Source organism: Streptomyces sp. NPDC051909, assembly GCF_040681095.1.
Lineage (GTDB): Bacteria > Actinomycetota > Actinomycetes > Streptomycetales > Streptomycetaceae > Streptomyces.
The window spans coordinates 1-16,628 of the sequence record NZ_JBFAYA010000052.1; the positions used below are offsets into that span (position 1 = coordinate 1).

Annotated in this window: 13 protein-coding genes; 3 read left to right on the forward strand and 10 right to left on the reverse strand. The window is 73.9% G+C overall.

The features are described 5' to 3' along the window. Positions 1-90: 90 nt before the first annotated feature. On the reverse strand, positions 91-1,170 hold the full coding sequence (locus tag AB0M18_RS35535; RefSeq protein ID WP_365765447.1) for a hypothetical protein: 1,080 nt from the start codon (positions 1,168-1,170) through the stop codon (positions 91-93). 401 nt (positions 1,171-1,571) lie between these two features. On the opposite strand from AB0M18_RS35535, the gene AB0M18_RS35540 reads away from it, so the two are divergent. Beyond that, complete coding sequence (locus AB0M18_RS35540; protein ID WP_365765474.1) at positions 1,572-3,026, forward strand: glyceraldehyde-3-phosphate dehydrogenase; 1,455 nt, start codon at positions 1,572-1,574, stop codon at positions 3,024-3,026. Between the two features lie 240 nt (positions 3,027-3,266). On the opposite strand, the gene AB0M18_RS35545 is transcribed toward AB0M18_RS35540, so the two are convergent. Both AB0M18_RS35545 and AB0M18_RS35550 read right to left on the reverse strand, forming a co-directional pair. Continuing rightward, positions 3,267-4,274: a LysR family transcriptional regulator gene (locus AB0M18_RS35545; protein ID WP_365765449.1), complete on the reverse strand. Its 1,008-nt coding sequence runs from the start codon at positions 4,272-4,274 to the stop codon at positions 3,267-3,269. 150 nt (positions 4,275-4,424) lie between these two features. After that, a complete protein-coding gene (locus AB0M18_RS35550) occupies positions 4,425-4,973 on the reverse strand; it encodes a carboxymuconolactone decarboxylase family protein (RefSeq protein WP_365765451.1) in 549 nt (182 codons plus the stop codon). Between the two features lie 164 nt (positions 4,974-5,137). Between AB0M18_RS35550 and AB0M18_RS35555 the strand changes: the two genes are divergently transcribed. Further along, entirely contained in the window at positions 5,138-5,725 is a 588-nt protein-coding gene (locus AB0M18_RS35555) for a TetR/AcrR family transcriptional regulator (protein WP_365765453.1), read from the forward strand. Between the two features lie 96 nt (positions 5,726-5,821). Here AB0M18_RS35555 and AB0M18_RS35560 read toward each other — a convergent pair whose 3' ends face one another. From AB0M18_RS35560 to AB0M18_RS35590, 7 genes are all read right to left on the reverse strand, one after another. Beyond that, complete coding sequence (locus AB0M18_RS35560) at positions 5,822-7,540, reverse strand: AMP-binding protein (protein WP_365765455.1); 1,719 nt, start codon at positions 7,538-7,540, stop codon at positions 5,822-5,824. Next, positions 7,537-10,875: an FAD/NAD(P)-binding protein gene (locus AB0M18_RS35565; protein ID WP_365765457.1), complete on the reverse strand. Its 3,339-nt coding sequence runs from the start codon at positions 10,873-10,875 to the stop codon at positions 7,537-7,539. The genes AB0M18_RS35560 and AB0M18_RS35565 overlap by 4 nt, the downstream gene beginning before the upstream one ends. Next, on the reverse strand, positions 10,872-11,345 hold the full coding sequence (locus AB0M18_RS35570; protein WP_365765462.1) for a cobalamin-dependent protein: 474 nt from the start codon (positions 11,343-11,345) through the stop codon (positions 10,872-10,874). Before AB0M18_RS35570 ends, AB0M18_RS35565 begins: the two co-directional genes overlap by 4 nt. 394 nt (positions 11,346-11,739) lie before the next feature. After that, positions 11,740-12,156, reverse strand: coding sequence for a cupin domain-containing protein (locus tag AB0M18_RS35575; RefSeq protein WP_365765464.1), 417 nt, complete (start codon positions 12,154-12,156; stop codon positions 11,740-11,742). Continuing rightward, positions 12,149-13,075, reverse strand: a complete 927-nt coding sequence (locus AB0M18_RS35580) for a sulfurtransferase (RefSeq protein WP_365765466.1) — start codon at positions 13,073-13,075, stop codon at positions 12,149-12,151. Before AB0M18_RS35580 ends, AB0M18_RS35575 begins: the two co-directional genes overlap by 8 nt. 5 nt (positions 13,076-13,080) lie before the next feature. Next, positions 13,081-13,641 carry an HPP family protein gene (locus AB0M18_RS35585; protein WP_365765468.1) on the reverse strand — a complete coding sequence of 187 codons (561 nt, stop codon included), beginning with the start codon at positions 13,639-13,641 and terminating at the stop codon, positions 13,081-13,083. A gap of 11 nt (positions 13,642-13,652) precedes the next feature. Then, entirely contained in the window at positions 13,653-15,197 is a 1,545-nt protein-coding gene (locus tag AB0M18_RS35590; RefSeq protein WP_365765470.1) for a vanadium-dependent haloperoxidase, read from the reverse strand. Positions 15,198-15,864: 667 nt separating this feature from the next. On the opposite strand from AB0M18_RS35590, the gene AB0M18_RS35595 reads away from it, so the two are divergent. Then, entirely contained in the window at positions 15,865-16,347 is a 483-nt protein-coding gene (locus tag AB0M18_RS35595) for a hypothetical protein (protein WP_365765472.1), read from the forward strand. Positions 16,348-16,628 lie beyond the last annotated feature (281 nt).

A 16,628-nucleotide genomic window follows, 5' to 3' on the forward strand; every position in this document is an offset into this window, starting at 1 on the left:
CCTGCACACCTACAACCACCACCGCTGCCACACCGCACTCGACGGACACCCGCCCATCACCCGCGTCAACAACGCTGCGGGTCAATACACCTAGGCGCCCTCCGTCCGCTCCGCGGGTTCCTCGTCGCCGAAGGAGTCGGCGGCGTAGGGGTGGACGTAGTGGTCCTCGCCGAACGGGGTGAACCAGGTGCCGAAGCCGAGGAGCGGGGGTTCCGGGTCGGCGCCCTCGTGGAGGTGGGCGCGGAAGCGGTCCAGGGCGGCGAGCACGTCGTCGTCGACGAGGCCGTACAGCTCCAGGGCGGCCCGGGCCTGTTCGAGGAGGAAGCGGAGGACGAGTTCCTCGGCGAGGCAGCCCAGGCGGCGGAAGCCGCCGTCGGTGAAGCGGGTGGTGAGGGCGACGGCGGTGACGAGGAAGCGGCGGGCGAAGGGTTCGTCGTAGCGGGCGGCGTGGCGGGCCGGGAGGCGGTCGAGGTGCCAGAGGTGGCCCTGGCAGCCGGCGACGTCGGTGTCCTCGTCGGCGAGGGCCTGCACGTCGTCGTACAGCTCGTCGATGAACACCTCGGCGGCGTGCACCAGGACGCCGGCGGCGAGTTCGGCGGTGTCGGGGCTCGTGCCGAAGACGGCCGGTTCGAAGGAGCGGAGCCGGGCGGCCATCGCGCGGATCTCGGTCTCCGGGTCCGGGGCGTCCTCGACGACCTCGGACCAGACACCGTCCTCGTCGTCGCCGTCCCCGTCTCCGTGGCGGCCCTCGCGTCGGCCGGCCGCGTGGCGGGCCCGGCGGGCGGCCGGGTCGCTGGGCGGGGCGTCCGGGCCGTCGGCGGCGGCGAGGCTCTCCCGGGCGCGGTCGGTGTGCAGCCGCACCTCGCTGCTGACGACGAGCCAGCCGGTGAGGAGGTCGGTGTGGTCCAGGACCTCCTGGACCACGGCGCCGACGGCGTCCTCCGCGGCTTCCAGGGAGGGCGCGAGGGCGGTCACGGACAGTTCGGCGCCCCGGGCGTGGGGGTCCACGGCCACATCGAGGACGTCCACCTCCACGCCGTCCGGCCCCTCGGCTCCGGCCACCGAGCCGAAGCCGCGCTCCAGCAGGACGGCGGCGCCGAACCTGCCGAGGGCGTCGAGGTCGGAGGCGTCGTCCGGTATGCAGATTTCCACGGTCACGACGTACGTCACGACGCAAGACTGCCAGGCCGGGCGGGGCGGTTTCGAAGGGATTGCGGAATCCGGACGGAACGGGGCGGAGTTCCGGCCCGGTGGCGGCCCGTGCGCCCCCTCCGTCGCCCCCCGCCCCTGGTCGGCGTCAAGCCTCCGTCAGGGCGCGTCAGGGGCGCGTCAGGGTGGTCCCCCAGGGGCCGGCGGCGGGCATGGCTCCGGGGGCTCGGCCCCGGCGCGGACGGCGCGGGGGCGCCCGTACCGCCGGCGCCTACCACCTCGCGATGTCCTCCTCGTACGACCTCGGGTGCGGGCGGCGGGGTGGGGCCCGTGTCCAGGACCACACAGGACCCCCCTGCCGCACATCGGAGACCACGGGTTAGCATTTGAGCACTGCCTAGCTCGATCGAGAGATGCTTTCTGTGACTGTCAACGAGGACTCGTTCACAAACTGGAAGAACCGCGAGGAGATCGCGGAGTCCATGATTCCGATCATCGGGAAGCTGCACCGGGAGCAGGACGTCACCGTCCTCCTTCACAGCCGCTCCCTGGTGAACAAGTCGGTGGTGAGCATTCTCAAGACCCACCGATTCGCCCGCCAGATCGACGGCGAGGAGCTGTCGGTCACCGAGACCATGCCGTTCCTGCAGGCGCTCACCACCCTCGACCTGGGTCCCTCCCAGATCGACATCGGCATGCTCGCCGCCGAGTACAAGGCGGACGACAAGGGCCTCTCGGTGGCGGAGTTCACCGCCCGGGCCGTCGCCGGCGCCACCGGGGCCAACAAGATCGAGCGCGGCGAGGGCCGTGACGTCGTCCTGTACGGCTTCGGCCGCATCGGCCGGCTCGTCGCCCGCCTGCTCATCGAGAAGGCCGGCTCCGGCAACGGGCTCCGGCTGCGCGCCATCGTCGTGCGCGGCGGAGGCGACCGGGCCGCCGAGGACATCGTGAAGCGCGCCTCGCTGCTGCGCCGCGACTCCATCCACGGTCAGTTCCAGGGCACCATCACGGTCGACGAGGCCAACGGCGCGATCGTCGCCAACGGCAACACGATCAAGGTGATCTACGCCAACGACCCGTCCGAGGTCGACTACACGGCGTACGGCATCGACAACGCGATCCTGATCGACAACACCGGCAAGTGGCGCGACCGCGAGGGTCTGTCGAAGCACCTGCGTCCGGGCATCGACAAGGTCGTCCTGACCGCCCCGGGCAAGGGCGACGTCCCGAACATCGTGCACGGTGTCAACCACGACACGATCAAGCCGGACGAGCGCGTCCTGTCCTGCGCCTCCTGCACCACCAACGCGATCGTCCCGCCGCTCAAGGCCATGGACGACGAGTACGGTGTGCTGCGCGGTCACGTGGAGACCGTCCACTCGTTCACGAACGACCAGAACCTGCTGGACAACTACCACAAGGCCGACCGCCGTGGCCGTTCCGCGCCGCTGAACATGGTCATCACGGAGACCGGTGCCGCCTCCGCCGTCGCCAAGGCGCTGCCGGACCTCAAGGCCCCGATCACCGGCAGCTCGATCCGCGTCCCCGTCCCGGACGTCTCGATCGCCATCCTCAGCCTGCGCCTGGGCCGCGAGACCACCCGCGACGAGGTGCTCGAGTACCTCCGCGACGTCTCGCTGCACTCGCCGCTGAAGCGCCAGATCGACTTCACCACGGCCCCCGACGCCGTCTCGATGGACTTCGTCGGCTCGCGCCACGCGTCCATCGTCGACGCCGGTGCGACCAAGGTCGACGGCGACAACGCGATCCTGTACCTGTGGTACGACAACGAGTTCGGCTACTCCTGCCAGGTCATCCGGGTCGTCCAGCACGTCTCGGGCGTCGAGTACCCGACCTTCCCGGCGCCGGCGGCCTGATCCGCCGGGATTCCGGACCGCGCCATACGCCGAACGGCGGCGGGGCACTCGCCCCGCCGCCGTTCGGCGTTTCGCGGCCTCCTGTCCGGACGAAGGAGCGTCCGGACAGGGTGGTGCCACGGCGCACCCGCGTTCTCTGGAGCCCGGTCGGGGGTGTGGGTCCGGGGAGAGACGGGTGGGCCGTGGCACCGGTTCAGGGGGGCGCGGGCCGTGGGGGCGGGCCCGCGCCGTATGCGAACGTCAGCCGGCGAGGCCCGGGTTGGGGCCGAGGGCCGACACGGCGGCGTCCTCCGGGTCGTCGGCAGGGACCGCGCCGGTCAGGGCGGTGGCCTGGCGGAGGGTCTCGGCGAGGTTCTCCCAGTCGAGGGCCGGGCGGTCGTCGCCGCGCGTGGAGAGCAGACAGGCGTTCCAGCGCATCCGGGGCACGCCCGGCAGCGGGCGCAGTCCGCCGGCCTCGCGTGGGGAGCAGGCCAGGGCCATGGGGAGCATGGCGCAGCCGAGCCCGGACTGGGCGGCGGCGCGGACCCCGGCCATGGAGCCGAGTTCGTGGATCTCGGGCGGTCCCTCGGAGCGGAGCCGGAGGAATTCGGGCAGCCAGCGCTGCGAGGGGCAGTCGGGGTCGGCGATGACGACCTGGCGTCCGGCGGCGGCCGCGCCGCGCATCCGGGTGACTCCGGTGACCGGCACGAACTCGACTTCCTGGAGGCGCACTTCTGTCAGGTCGTCGGCCCGGTCGGGGGTGCGCAGCGGGTCGGTGAGGGTGCCGGGCAGTGCGGCGGGGTCGTCGGCGTCGACGACGGTGAGGACGAGGGCGCCGTCGATGGTGCCGGCCCGGAAGGCGTCGTGGACCTCGCCGGTGCCCATGACCCGCAGGGCGAGCTGGACTCCGGAGAGCAGCCGGCGGCCGATGTGGGTGAGGCGGGCGAGCTGCTGTCCGTAGGCGAGCGCGGGCACCACGCCGACGGTCATCCGCGGCGGGTTGGCGGCGGGGCGGCGCAGCGCAACCTCCATCTCACCGACGAGCGTGAGGATCTGCCGGGCGTAGTCGCAGAGCACGGTCCCGGTGCGGGTGAGCCGTACGCCGCTGGGGAGCCGTTCGAAGACGGGCTCGCCCACCTGCCGCTCCAGGGCGCGCATCTGCGCCGTGACGCTGGACTGCGAGTACCCGAGGCGGCGGGCCGCCTGGGTGAACGACCCGGTCAGGGTCACCTCGCGGAAGGTTCTCAGGGTTCTTGCGTCGATGTCCACGTGTTCAACCCCCTTGCCGCCCCCCGGCGGCACCTGACACGGGGGCGGCTCGGTCACGCCGCCCGTTCGATCGCCCCAGTCGGTCTGTTCACACCACAGGGGTGCCGGACGCTCCATCGCTCCCGGCACCCCTGTCGGCAGCGCAGGACTCTACTCGGCGAGCTGCGCCGGAACCAACGGAAAGTCCAGTTCCGGTTGCGCAACGTGATTGAAGAAGTTGGACAGCACGTTGAGCGCCACATGGCCGACGATTTCGGCCAGTTCGGCGTCGGAGACGCCGGCGGCGCGGGCGTCGGCGAGGGCGGCGTCGGTGACGCGGCCGCCGCTCTCCATGATCGCGCCGGTGATGCGCAGCACCTGGTCCATGTGCGGGTCGCCGGCGTCCTGGCCCTTGCGGGTGGCGAGCAGCTCCGGCTCGCTGAGGCCGACCTTGCCGCCGCGCAGGGTGTGCGCGGAGACGCAGTAGGTGCAGTCGTTGCGCTGGGCGATGTAGAGCGCCAGCTGCTCGCGCTGCCGGGCGCTGAAGCTGCCGCCGACCAGGGCGTCGCGCATGGCGAGGTAACCGCGCAGCGCGGCCGGGCCGTTGGCGAGGGCGGCGTAGAGGTTGGGCAGCTTGCCGAGCTGCTTGAGGGTGCTCTCGAGCAGCTCGCGCTGCTCCTCGTTGGCGGACTCGACGGTCAGCTGGGGCAGGCGGGGCATGGATCTCTCCTTGAGCCGGACCAGGACGGAACCAAGACGGAACCAGGGCGGGAAACCGAACGGAACTGATCGGTACCATCATGACGGTACCGATCGGTTCCGTCTGGCGCAACGGGAGGCAGGGACTCCGTTCCGCCGTACGGAACCGAGTGGTACCGTTTGGTATGGCCACGAACGCGAAAGAACGGCTCCTCAGTGCCGCGGAGCGTCTTTTCTACGAAGAGGGCATCCGGGCTGTCGGCATCGAGCGGATCCTGTCCGAGTCCGGTGTGGGCCGCGCCTCCTTCTACCGGCACTTCCCCAGCAAGGACGACGTGGTCGTCGAAGTGCTGCGGCGCCGTGACGGCATGTGGCGGGCCTGGCTCGACGGGCGCATCGAGGCGAGCGACCGCGGGCCCGAGGAACTGCCGCTCGCCCTCTTCGACGGACTCGCGGAGCGCTTCGCCGCGGCGGACTTCCGCGGCTGCGCCTTCATCAACACCATGGTGGAGACCGCCGATCCGGAGAGCCCTGCGCACCATGTGGCCGCCGAGCACAAGGAGAAGGTCATCGCCCGCCTCGACGCCCTCCTCACGGACGGCGGCTACCACGACCACGAGACCCTCGCCCGCCAGCTCGCCCTCCTCGGCGACGGCGCCATCGTCACCGCACTCCGCGAGGGCACGACCGAGGCCGCGCTGCGCGCCCGCGCGGTCGCGACGGTCCTGCTGAACACGGCGGACCGGGAGCCGGAGCCGGCCGAGGCCCGCTGACGACGACGCCCGCCCGCACACGCGCGGCCGTCCGCACACGCGTGAACGCCCGGGGCGCCCCCCTCACGAGGGCGCCCCGGGCGTCGTCGCGGCGGCTCAGGCCCGGCTGCCGTCCGGGCCGAGGGCCGTGCGGCGGAGCTTGCCCGAACGGGTGCGCGGGAGGGACGGGGTCAGGGCGACGGACTTCGGGACGAAGACCGGGGCCAGGCGGCGCCGGGCGAGGGCGAGCAACTCGCCGCGCAGGACCTCGGGTTCGACGGTGCCGCGGGGCTCGACCACGGCGTACGGGGCGAGGCCGCCGCGCTCGTCGGGGCCGGGGATCACCGCCGCGTCGGCGACCGAGGGGTGGGTGCGCAGGACCGCCTCGATCTCCATCGGGGAGACCCGGTGCCCGTACGACTTGAAGACCTCGTCGTTCCGGCCGAGCAGCCGGATCGACCCGTCGGCGAGCCGCTCGCCCCGGTCGCCCGTGCGGTACAGGCCGTCCGCGAAGGCCTCCGCAGTGCGGTCGGGGCGGTCCGCATAGCCGCGCATCAGGCCCGGCGGACGCTCCGTCAGATCCACGCACACCTCGCCGGACTCGCCGAGCGCGCCCGTCTCCGGGTCGCGAAGCACGATCCGGTAACCGGGCAGCGGATGCCCGAGCGAGGACAGCGGCGCCGGGGTGTCGGGAGCCCGGCCGATGAGGGCCGTCGCCTCCGTCTGCCCGTAGCCGTCCCGTACGCGTACGCCCCAGGCCGCCTCGATCCGGTCCGTGACCTCGGCGGTCAGCGGCTCGCCCGCCGCGGTCGCCTCCCGCAGCCGGGGCGCGCCCCGGCCCCCCGTCACGTACGGCAGCATCGCCCGCCACGCGCTCGGCGGCGCGCACAGGCTGCTGATCCGCTGGGCGGCGAGCACCCCGGGGAGCAGTTCGGCCGGCAGCCCGCCGTCGGGCGGGGCGACGACCGTGGCGCCCGCCGTCCACGGCACGAAGAAGCTGGACCAGGAGTGCTTCGCCCAGCCCGGGGCGGACAGGTTGAGGTGCCGGTCGCCCGGGCGCAGCCCGCTCCAGTACAGGCTGGACAGGTGCCCCACCGCGTAGCCGGCGTGCGAGTGCTCGACCAGCTTCGGCAGCGAGGTGGTGCCGGAGGTGAAGTAACAGAAGGACGGGTCGGCGGCCCGGGTCGGCCCGGGCGGCAGGAAGGCGCGGCGGCGCCCGGCGTCCCGGGTGTCGGGGTACGGCAGCCAGCCCGGCACTCCCCCGGCGCCGGGCGCCATCCGCACGCCCGGCACCGGCACCGCCGACTCCCCCACCAGATGCACGAGTTCGGGCGCGCACACCACGTGCCGGATGCCGCCGCGGCCGATCCGGTCGGCGGCCTCGTCCCGGGTGAGGTCCTGGTAGCCGGGGACGACGACCGCGCCCAGCTTGACGCAGCCGAGCAGGGTCTCCCACAGCTCGGCCCGGGTGCCGAGCAGGATGAGCACCCGATCGCCGCGCGCCACCCCGGCCTCCGCCAGCGCGACCGCCAACTCGTCGGAACGGGCGGAGAGTTCGGCGAAGGTGACCCGGTCGACGACCGGCACGGTGCCGTGCGCGTCCGGTGCGCCGAGGATCTCCAGGGCGGTGCGCTGATTGCCCTCGGCGACCACGTCGAACCATTCCAGGGCCCAGTTGAAGTGTTCGGCCCGCGGCCACCGGAACGCGGCGGTGGCCGCCGCCCGGTCGCCGCGCAGCCGTAGCAGCAGGTCCCGGGCGGCCCGGTACTCCTCGTGCGCCGCGGTGGTGCGGTACTCCGCGCGGCAGCCGGGCCGCCGCTGGGCGGGCGCGGTCATCCGGCCACCCCGGCCACTCCGGCCACTCCGGCCGCTCCGGCCACTCCGGCCGCCCGCGCCAGCGCGCCCGCGATGGCGTCCGCGTCGCGCGTGAAGGAGCCCCAGCCGCCCGGCCGGCCGCTGCCGACCTGGGTGAACCAGCGGGTGTGCTCACTGGGGATGCCGAGCACGTGGACGGCCAGCTCCGGCGAGCCGTCCGCGCCGACCGGGTGGAACGGCGCGTCGGTGCAGTCCACCCCGCCCGTCCTGAACTCCCCCGCCCCGCCGCCGGTTTCGCCCCCGTTCACATAGGGCCGGACCAGTCCGTCGGAAAGCAGTCCGCGGATCAGCGGATCACGGTCCGCGGTGATGTCGGTGGTGGGAAGACGCGCGTCGACGAGGACGTCGAGCTGCGCCCAGGAGTTCTCCACCTGCGCCGACTCCACGGTGAACCGGCCGCCGACCGGGTCCGTGCCGAACCGCACGCCCGGGCCGACGGGTTCGAGCACCCCGGCGGCGAGCAGCGCCAGGAACTGCTCCGAGCGCAGCTGCGGCGGTCCGGTCGACACCATCGCCGCCACCGGCCCGAACTCGGCGAGGAACCAGGCGTGCGAGGCGGGGGTGAGCCCGCCGAAGTCGACCACCTCGCGGATGGTCTGCCGGACGTCCCGCAGCACGTCGGCCGCCGCCTTCATCGGCCCGTCCGCGTTCCCGAGCCGCGCGTCGCCCAGGTCGGCGCGCAGCCACTCGGTGAGCACCTTGTGGAACTCGGCCGGCGAGCCGAAGCGGCAGCCGTGGAACGGCCGGGCGAGCGCGCCGAGTCCGGTCAGCGGCTGCGGGTCGATCCGGTATCCGGCGGCCAGCCCGCGCAGCACGTCCTGGTCCGGGACGAGCGCCAGGGCCTCCTCGGCCCGTTCGGTGAACTCCCGTGCCGCGTCCGGGCCGTGGACCTGCCGGATCCGGGTGGCGAGCAGCACCAGGTTCACCTCGGCGAGCAGCCAGGGCAGCACCAGCTGCTCGAAGTCCAGCGGCGCGTGCTCGGCGCGCAGCCGCGCCATCCGCGCCGGCGTGAACAGCACGGGCCGGTACCGGTGTCGGGGCCCCTTCTGGTTGGCACCCCGGGTGAGCAGCGGCACGCCGGCCCGCGAGCCGGTGAGGATCCGCGGCTCCTTCCCGCTCGGCAGGTAGAGCAGCCCGTCACCGCCGTCGGTGAACACGCCGCCGCGCCCGAGGGTGAGTTCGGCGAGCACGTCGTAGAAGGTGAGGCCCATGCCGATGACGCCGACGCTCGCGCCGGCCGGGATGTCGGCGAGCGGCATCTCGTTGGCCGAGCCGCCCGCGATGTACCGCAGCGGCCGGGCCGGGGTGCCGTGCTCGCGGGCGAACCGACGCCACTCGCGCTGCTGCCCGTCGAGCTCGTTCACCGGGTGGCCGGTGGCGAGCAGCATCCGGTCGACGGTGAGCACGTCGCCGCGGTCGAGCCGCAGCCGGTACGGCTCCCCCGGCGCGCCCCGGTCCGCGCAGATCACCCGGGCGGGCACCTGGTGCACGGTGAGGCAGGGCGGCAGGGTCTCCTCGATCCGCCGCATCACATAGCGCAGGTAGCGGCCGTAGACCGCGCGCGGCGCGTAGCCCTGCGGCTCGGCCCGCGCCGGGTCGTGCTCGGTCCACCACTCGCCGAGCGAGGGGCCGGCGCCCGGCCGGTGCGGGCCGTCGTCCGCCGGGCCGGAGAACATGGTGACCTCCTGCGCCGCGGTGTTCATCAGGAACCAGGGTGACTGGTCCGTCCGCCAGATCCGCCCGGCCCCCGCCTCGTGCGGATCGATCGCGAACACCTCGATACGGCGCGCGGGCGGCTGCTCCGCGCAGCGGGCCGCGAGCCGCTCCAGGACGGACAGACCGCGCGGGCCCATGCCCACGAAGGCGATCCGCAGCGGTTCGGCGACCGGGTCGGCCAGACAGCGCGGGGTGTCCAGGGGAGCCGGCTCCGGCGGCGGAGCGGTCTCCGCGGCCAGGTCGTGCTCCCGGGAGACCCGGCCGAGCATCCCGGCGAGCTGACGCGAGGTCATCGGTGTGGTCCTCCGGCTGGTGGTGAGCAGCGGCAGCGCCCCCAGGTCGGTCCACTGGAGCCGCCCGTCCGGCGCGACCGCCGAGCGGGCCTCGCCCCGGTTGTCCGGGTGGAGGCAGAACGGCACGTCGAGCAGCCCGCGGTCGAAGGCCTTCAGGAGCGCGAGGCCCAGGTCGTCGGAGAGCGCCCGGACCGCGCCGACCAGGGCGCGGGCCTCGGCGAGGATCTCCTCGGCGTCGCCCCCGGTGCCCGGTGCGGCCGCGCGCCCGGCCCGTGCCCGGGCCGTACGGGCCGCGTCGGCGGCCACCGACAGGGCGGTCAGGTTCTCCGCGACCGACGGGATGCGGTGCGCCTCCGTCTCGGTCTTCACGATGAGCCGCTGCGCCCCGCCGAGCACGGCGAGTTCGGCGCTGCGGCGCAGCAGCAGCCGGGCGCCGGGCACGGTGCGCGGGTAGACGCCCATGTACGTGTAGAGCACGACGTGCCGGTCCACGGTCGGCGGAAGCAGCTCGTCGGCGAGCTGCCGCAGCGCGGCGAGCGCCCCGGCGTCCTGCACCGGGTGGGTCTGCTGCGCGTACGACAGGGACACGCTGGTGGCGCCGTTCTGCGCGAAGAACAGGCACTCCAGGACGGACACGGCGACCAGCATGGACGGGGGGCACAGCTGCCCGAGCAGGCAGCCGCCGAAGGACTCCAGATGGGCGCGCCGGCCGTGGGCGCGGCTCTCCTCGGCGAGGAACTGCACGGAGTCCCGCCAGGCGGCGACGGACTCGGCGAGCGGAGTGCGGCCGTAGGGCAGGCAGTACGAGACGGGGCCGCCCTCGCTGGCGGAGAGCCCGGCGGCGGCCATGGTGCGGAAGATGGCCATCGGATCGGCGGAGCCGTGCCGGACCTGCACCGGGGTGCGGCGGCCGGCGGCCGCGGCGGTCCGGGCGGCGGTCCTGGGCCCGTGACTGACGATCGGGAAGCCGTTCAGGGGCCGTCCGGTGCGCAGGGCGGCGGTGGCGGCGGCGTGGTCGCCGACGCGGGTGTAGCTGTCGATGGTGAGGGTGGCGACGGTCCGCTCCGGGAGCGCGGCGACGGCGGCGACGCCGGCGGCCATCTCCTCCGGGGAGACCATGCCCATGCGGGGCTGGACGACGAGCTCGCCTGCCGCGGCGGCCTCCTGGACGAAGGCGCCCAGGTCACCGGCGGCGAACGCGGCCGGGCCGGGGTTCGGCGCGGCGGCGGACTGGGCTTGCGGTGAAGGCGGATGCGGGTGCTGCGGGGACCGGTCGGGAAGCGTCACGCCGCGGCCCGCCCGGTACACGCGCCTCTCGTTCCGCCCCGTTCCTCCAGCCGGCCGAGCCGGGCGAGCAGTGCGGTGGGCGCGGTGCCGTCCGGGTACACCGCGTCGTAGCCCGCGGCGAGCAGCTCGGCGGTGCGCTCCTCGGCGCCCTCGGGCGAGATGCCGAGCAGTCCGCCGATCACCATCGGGATCTCCCGGGTGTCGGCGTCCTCGCGCAGCGCCCGGGCGGCGCGCAGGCCGTCCTGGTGCCCGTGGCCGTTCACCGAGGAGAGCACGACGAGGTCGGGGCTGGTCATCCGCGCGGTGTCCACGAGCAGCCGCTCGGGCACGCACGGCCCCAGGTTGAGCACCGAGTGCCCGTGCTCCTCCAGGAACAGCTGAAGGTGCACCAGGTTCCAGGTGTGCGCGTCCGAGGATCCGGTGGTGAGAAGCACCCGACGGGACGGCTCGGGACTGTGCAGACTTTGCATGGCGTGTCTCCAGTGACGGTGCGGATGCGGATGCGGAAGGGGGGCGTGCGGGCGTACGGGGCGAGCCCGGGCGTGGCGTACGGCGACGGGGGCGGACCGGGCCACGGGGCGGTGCGGTGCGATGCGGTGTCACGGGGCGGCGCCGGCGGGGAATCGGCGCGTACGGCCCCGAGGGCCACGGCCACCGGCGCGTACGCCGGCAGGGGGCGGGGCTGCCGCGACGGGGACGCGGCGCGCGGGGCGTGCGGGTGCTTCGTACGGGCCACGGGGAAGCCCGTACGGCGGCGGTGCCGAGCGGTACCGCCCTCGTGGGCGGTGGGGGCGCGAGCCCCTGGGAGGGGGCCGGTCGCGGACCGGACGGGGACCGGTCCGCGCGACGGCGGGCTGGGCTGGGTCAGGCGCCGGCGCCGACGCCGGTGGTGATCTCGCCCGCGCGGGGCGTGCGCGGGGAGGCGGGGCGGGCGCGGACCGCGAGGACCGTGCAGCCGGTGGCGCTGGACATCTGGTGCCGGGTGCCCGGCTCCTCGATCACGAGGTCGCCGCGGTGGAAGCGGCGCCCGTCGCTGTGGTCGAGCGTGCCGTCGAGCACCAGCATCAGCTCGTGCCCCAGGTGTTCGTGGAAGTCGCCGTGGGCGCCGGGCGGGAAGCGGAGCAGCAGCGAGGCGGAGTCCTCCTCGCCGGCGTGCCCGGGGCCCCACAGGACGACGAACTCCACGCCCTCGCGGCCTGGTTCGGTCCACGGCACCCAGGGCAGGTCGGTCTGCTCGAAGCCGTTGCGCAGCACGTCGTGGTAGATGGTGACGTCAGGCACGGGTGGTGACCTCCGTATCGGCGGCGGCTCGCTGCGGGACGACGGACGGGATGGGGTCGGGGCCCCACTGTTGCGGGCCCTTGACGATCGGCGCGCCGATGAGGGAGCCGAACTCCCGCCACGCGCCGTCGTAGTTGCGCACGTCGCTCATGCCGAGCAGCTCGTGCAGCACGAACCAGCTGTGCGCGGAGCGCCAGCCGACCCGGCAGTAGAGGACGGTCGTGTCCTCGGCGTTCAGGGCGCCGTAGGCCGCCTTGAGCTCCTCGTCGCCGCGGAAGGTGCCGTCGGCGTGGATGGCGGTGTGCCAGGGGATGTGCTCGGCGGACAGGGCGTGGCCGCAGCGCACGCCGATGTCGTCGGGCACCCCGGGGGGCGTGTTGGTGTGCCCGAGGTACTCCTCCAGGGAGCGCACGTCGAGCAGGGTGCGGCGGCCGATGTGGTCGAGCATGTCCTCGCGCCGGGCGCGGATCGTCTCGTCGGTGCCGGCCGGCACGGGGTACGTGGTCTCGGGGCGCTGTGGCGCCTCGGTGGTGAGCGCACCGCCGATGGCCTCCCAGCGGGCGCGCCCGCCGTCGAGGAGCCGCAGCTCCCGGTGCCCGTACAGGCGGAACTGCCAATAGCCCGCCGCGGCCCACCAGTTGTTGTTGCCGCTGTAGAAGACGACGGTGTCGTCCTCGGAGATGCCGTGCCGGCCGAGGAGGGCCGCGAAGGCCTCCGGGCCGATGAGGTCGCGCCGTACCGGGTCCTGGAGGTCGCCGGTCCAGTCGATGCGGATCGCGCCGGGGACGCGGCCGGGGCGGCCGCCGCCGTCGTTGCCGCCGTCGGTGATCTCGACGAGGACGAGTCCGGCGGAGCCGGCGGGGTCCTTCAGGTGCTCCTGGAGACGTTCCGTGCTGACGAGCAGGCTGTCGCGGTTCATCGGGTTCACCACCAGTAGGTCGGGTACTTGGCGATCACACCGGCCTTGGAGGCGATCAGGCCGATCAGCACGAGCAGCACGCTGCCGATGCCGAGCAGGACGAGGAAGCCGACCGGCTTCGGGTCCTGGAGCACGGCGAGGACGGCGGTCGCGGCGGCCGGGGCGTGCACGGCGCGCAGCACCAGCATCAGGCCGACGCTGAGGCCGGCGGCGATGGCCGCGACCCACAGCGAGTGCCCGAAGAGCGCGACGGCGGCGAGGCCGAGGACGCCGGATCCGAGCTGGCCGAGGACCACGTTGCGCGGCTGCGCGGGCGGCAGCGCCGGGGTGGAGCAGACGATCATCGCGGTGGCCGCGAGCGGGGCGATCATCAGCAGATGGTGGGTGGCCTCGCCGAGCGCCACGAGGACGACCAGGGAGACGACGGTGGCGAGGGTGCCGAGGACGGCGGGCTTGGTGCCGGGGAACGGCGGGGCGCCGCTGCCGCCCTTCGCCGCGGCGGGCGCGGCGGGCGGCGGAGCCGGGGGCTGCGCGCCCGGCGCCGGGGTCTGGGTCTGGTTGCTCACGTGCTCGCTCCTCAACAGCCGTTGAAGTAGTGCATGGCCTGCCGGTGCACGACCGCGCCGATCTTGTGGCCCATCTCGATGCCGGGCTCGTTGTCGAAGCTCCAGTGCATGCCGCCGTACACACGGGAGATGCCGGCCTGGTGGGCGGCCTCGCTGAAGGTGGGCCAGGTCAGGACGACGTCGGTGTGCGGGGTGAGCCCGGGCTCGACGGTGGAGGTGCCGGCCTTGAAGCGGAAGGAGTCGCCGAAGGAGTCGGTGCCGGTGAAGCGGCGCAGGAACTCGGCGGCGGCGCCGGAGAAGGTGCTGTGGCCGGAGACGGTGGCCGGGAACGGCGGCACGGCGACGTACGCCTGCCAGTTCACGCCGTCCATGGTGACGGTGCCCTGGCCGGGGCCGCCCCAGACGGTCACCTGGCGGCCCCGCCGGTCGTAGGGGATGAGCGTGGAGGGGCGGGCGAAGTCGTAGTCGAGCTTGACGGCCCAGGAGCCGATGGCGGCGTCGCACTCGGCCATGTTGAGGCCGAAGAACAGCTTGGCGTCCTGGTCGACGTCGTGGCCGTCACGGGCGGACACGAAGCGGCCCCACATCTGCTGGGCGCCGGGCGGGGTGACGTCGTCGTTCAGCCAGAACTCGGCGATGCACTTCTGCTCGTCCGTCAGATTCGCGCTGATGTCGAGGAGTTCCTCGATCGCGGCGGTCATCCGGACCGAGGGGTACGCGGGCGGCGCGGCCACCGTGAACTGGTCGGGGCGGCTGAGCGCGAAGGGCTTCATCACGGCGAACTGCGGCGTGAGGTACTTCTGCAGCTTGCCGCCGACGATCAGCGGGGACCAGTGCTCGGGCGCGACGACGATCGAGGGGTCGAAGGCGCCGGCGGTCTGCGGCGGGTTCTTCGGCTGGTAGCCGGTGGTGTCCGCGTACGGCGGGGTGCCGAGCTGGTTGGCGCCGTCGCCGTGGCGGTAGTCGAGGACGGCCCGCGCGGTGCGGAGGCCTATCCAGGCGGGGCTGTAGCGGCGCGGGCTGGTGAGCTCCGGGTCGTAGCCGAGGCTGCTCAGCATGGAGTCGATGGCGACCTTGTACTCCGGGAAGAACTCCAGGAGCGCGAGGTGCGCGGCGTAGCTGACGGCCTCGTTCTTGTTGTCGAGGGTGCGCTCGGAGCGGGGCCGGCGCAGCGAGCCGCCGAAGCGGGTGCCGGAGGCGACCCGGTCGTAGCAGGCCCAGGCGTCGTAGATGCAGTTGTGCACGACGGCGAGGATGCGGGCGTTGACGGTGGCGGGGCCGAAGCGGTTGCCGGCCGCCTGGTAGCGGCCGAGGATCGCGTCCATGGTGGCCTGGTTCCAGCGGACCACGACGGTGGGCTCGGCGACCGCGCCGGGCGCCCGGCGGCCGGTGCGGGTCTCCGCCTCGAACCGCGTCGTCGGGGCAGCGGCCGCCCAGGCGGTCCCGCCGGAGGCGAGTGCGAAGGCGCCGGCCGCGGCGGCGGAGGCGGTGAGCACCCGGCGCCGGGTGAACGGCGCGGGGGTGGCGGGGTCGGTGGAGACGGGTCGCTGAGACATCCCTTGTCTTTTCCTTCGCGTGCGGTGCGGGCCGGAAGCGGACGGTGCGGATCGCGGATCGGACGGTTCCCGGATCGGTCGGATCGGGTCGGACAGGTCCATCGGGTCGATCTGGTCGCCGGAAAACGGTCGGATCGTTCGGATCGCGGATCAAACACAAGCTCGAACAGTCCTCAGGCTGGCGAGAATTGATCGCGCGGGGCAACGGCCTATCGGCTTCTTCCATCGGAGGCATGCAAGGAAGCGATGGGCCGGGCCGGGGGCCGCCGCGAGTGGCTAGCGTGAGGGGACGCCAGGCACCGCCGGTCCGTGCGGCCGGGTACGCGGTGCCGCGGAGATACGGCACCTGGGCCCGGTTCCCGGGGCGGCGGCACGCCCTCGGGGGCCGGCTCCGCCGGCGCACAGACCCCCGCCGCGCACGCCGCCCGTGGCCCACCCCGTCGCCCGCCCAGCGGGCGGGGCCCGACGGCCCTGGCACCGCAGGACACCTGCACGCGCACCGCCGACCCGAGGACTCGGGTCCGCCCGGTCATCCCGGCCACCCCGGCCGCCCCGTCTCGTGGGCGAGCGCCGCGGGCCGCCGGCCGCCGGACCGGTGACCGCACCCACGCAATCCCGTCCGGCAAGACCTCACGATCCCGCACCGATCCGTCTGGAGTGGCCGCGCATGTCCGTTTCCTCGCAGATCAGACCGCAGACCTCGCCCTCGACCCCGTCCTCCGCCGCCCCCGTCACCGCGCTCGTCGCCCGCCTCACGCCGCGCCTGCACCGCTACGGCCTCGTGCTGCTCCGGGTGGGCCTGGGCGGCGTCTTCGTCTGGTTCGGCGTCCTGAAGGTGATCGGGCAGAGCCCGGCCGCCGAGCTCGTCGTCGCCGTCATCCCCTTCGACACCGGCACCTGGTTCGTGCCCGCCCTCGGCTGGGCCGAGATCGTCCTCGGCCTCTGGCTGCTCAGCGCCCGCGCCCAGCAGCTGCTGCTCCCGGTCCTGGCCGGCCACCTCCTGGGCACCTTCCTGGTCCTGCTGCTCACCCCGGGACTGGCCTTCGACCACGCGAACCCGCTGCTGCTGACCCTGATCGGCGAGTTCGTGGTGAAGAACGTGGTGCTGCTGGCCGGAGCGGTGGTGGTGACGACCCTGCCGAAGGACTGACGACCACGACACGGCGGCCCCGGCCGGGGTACTCCCCCGGCCGGGGCCGCCGTGTCTTCTGGCGCCTGTCGGCCATGTCGCACCGAAGCCACTAGCATCGTGGCACTGAGTGTGTTTTGCTGAGGGTACTCAGTGCCATCATTGCCACAAGCGTTGCTAGGGGAGCCCCAGACCATGGCCAAGGACTTCGATCTGTATCGTCCGTCGGAGGAGCACGAGATGCTCCGGGAGACGGTCCGTGCGCTGGCGGAGGCGAAGATCACGCCGTTCGCGGCCGCGGT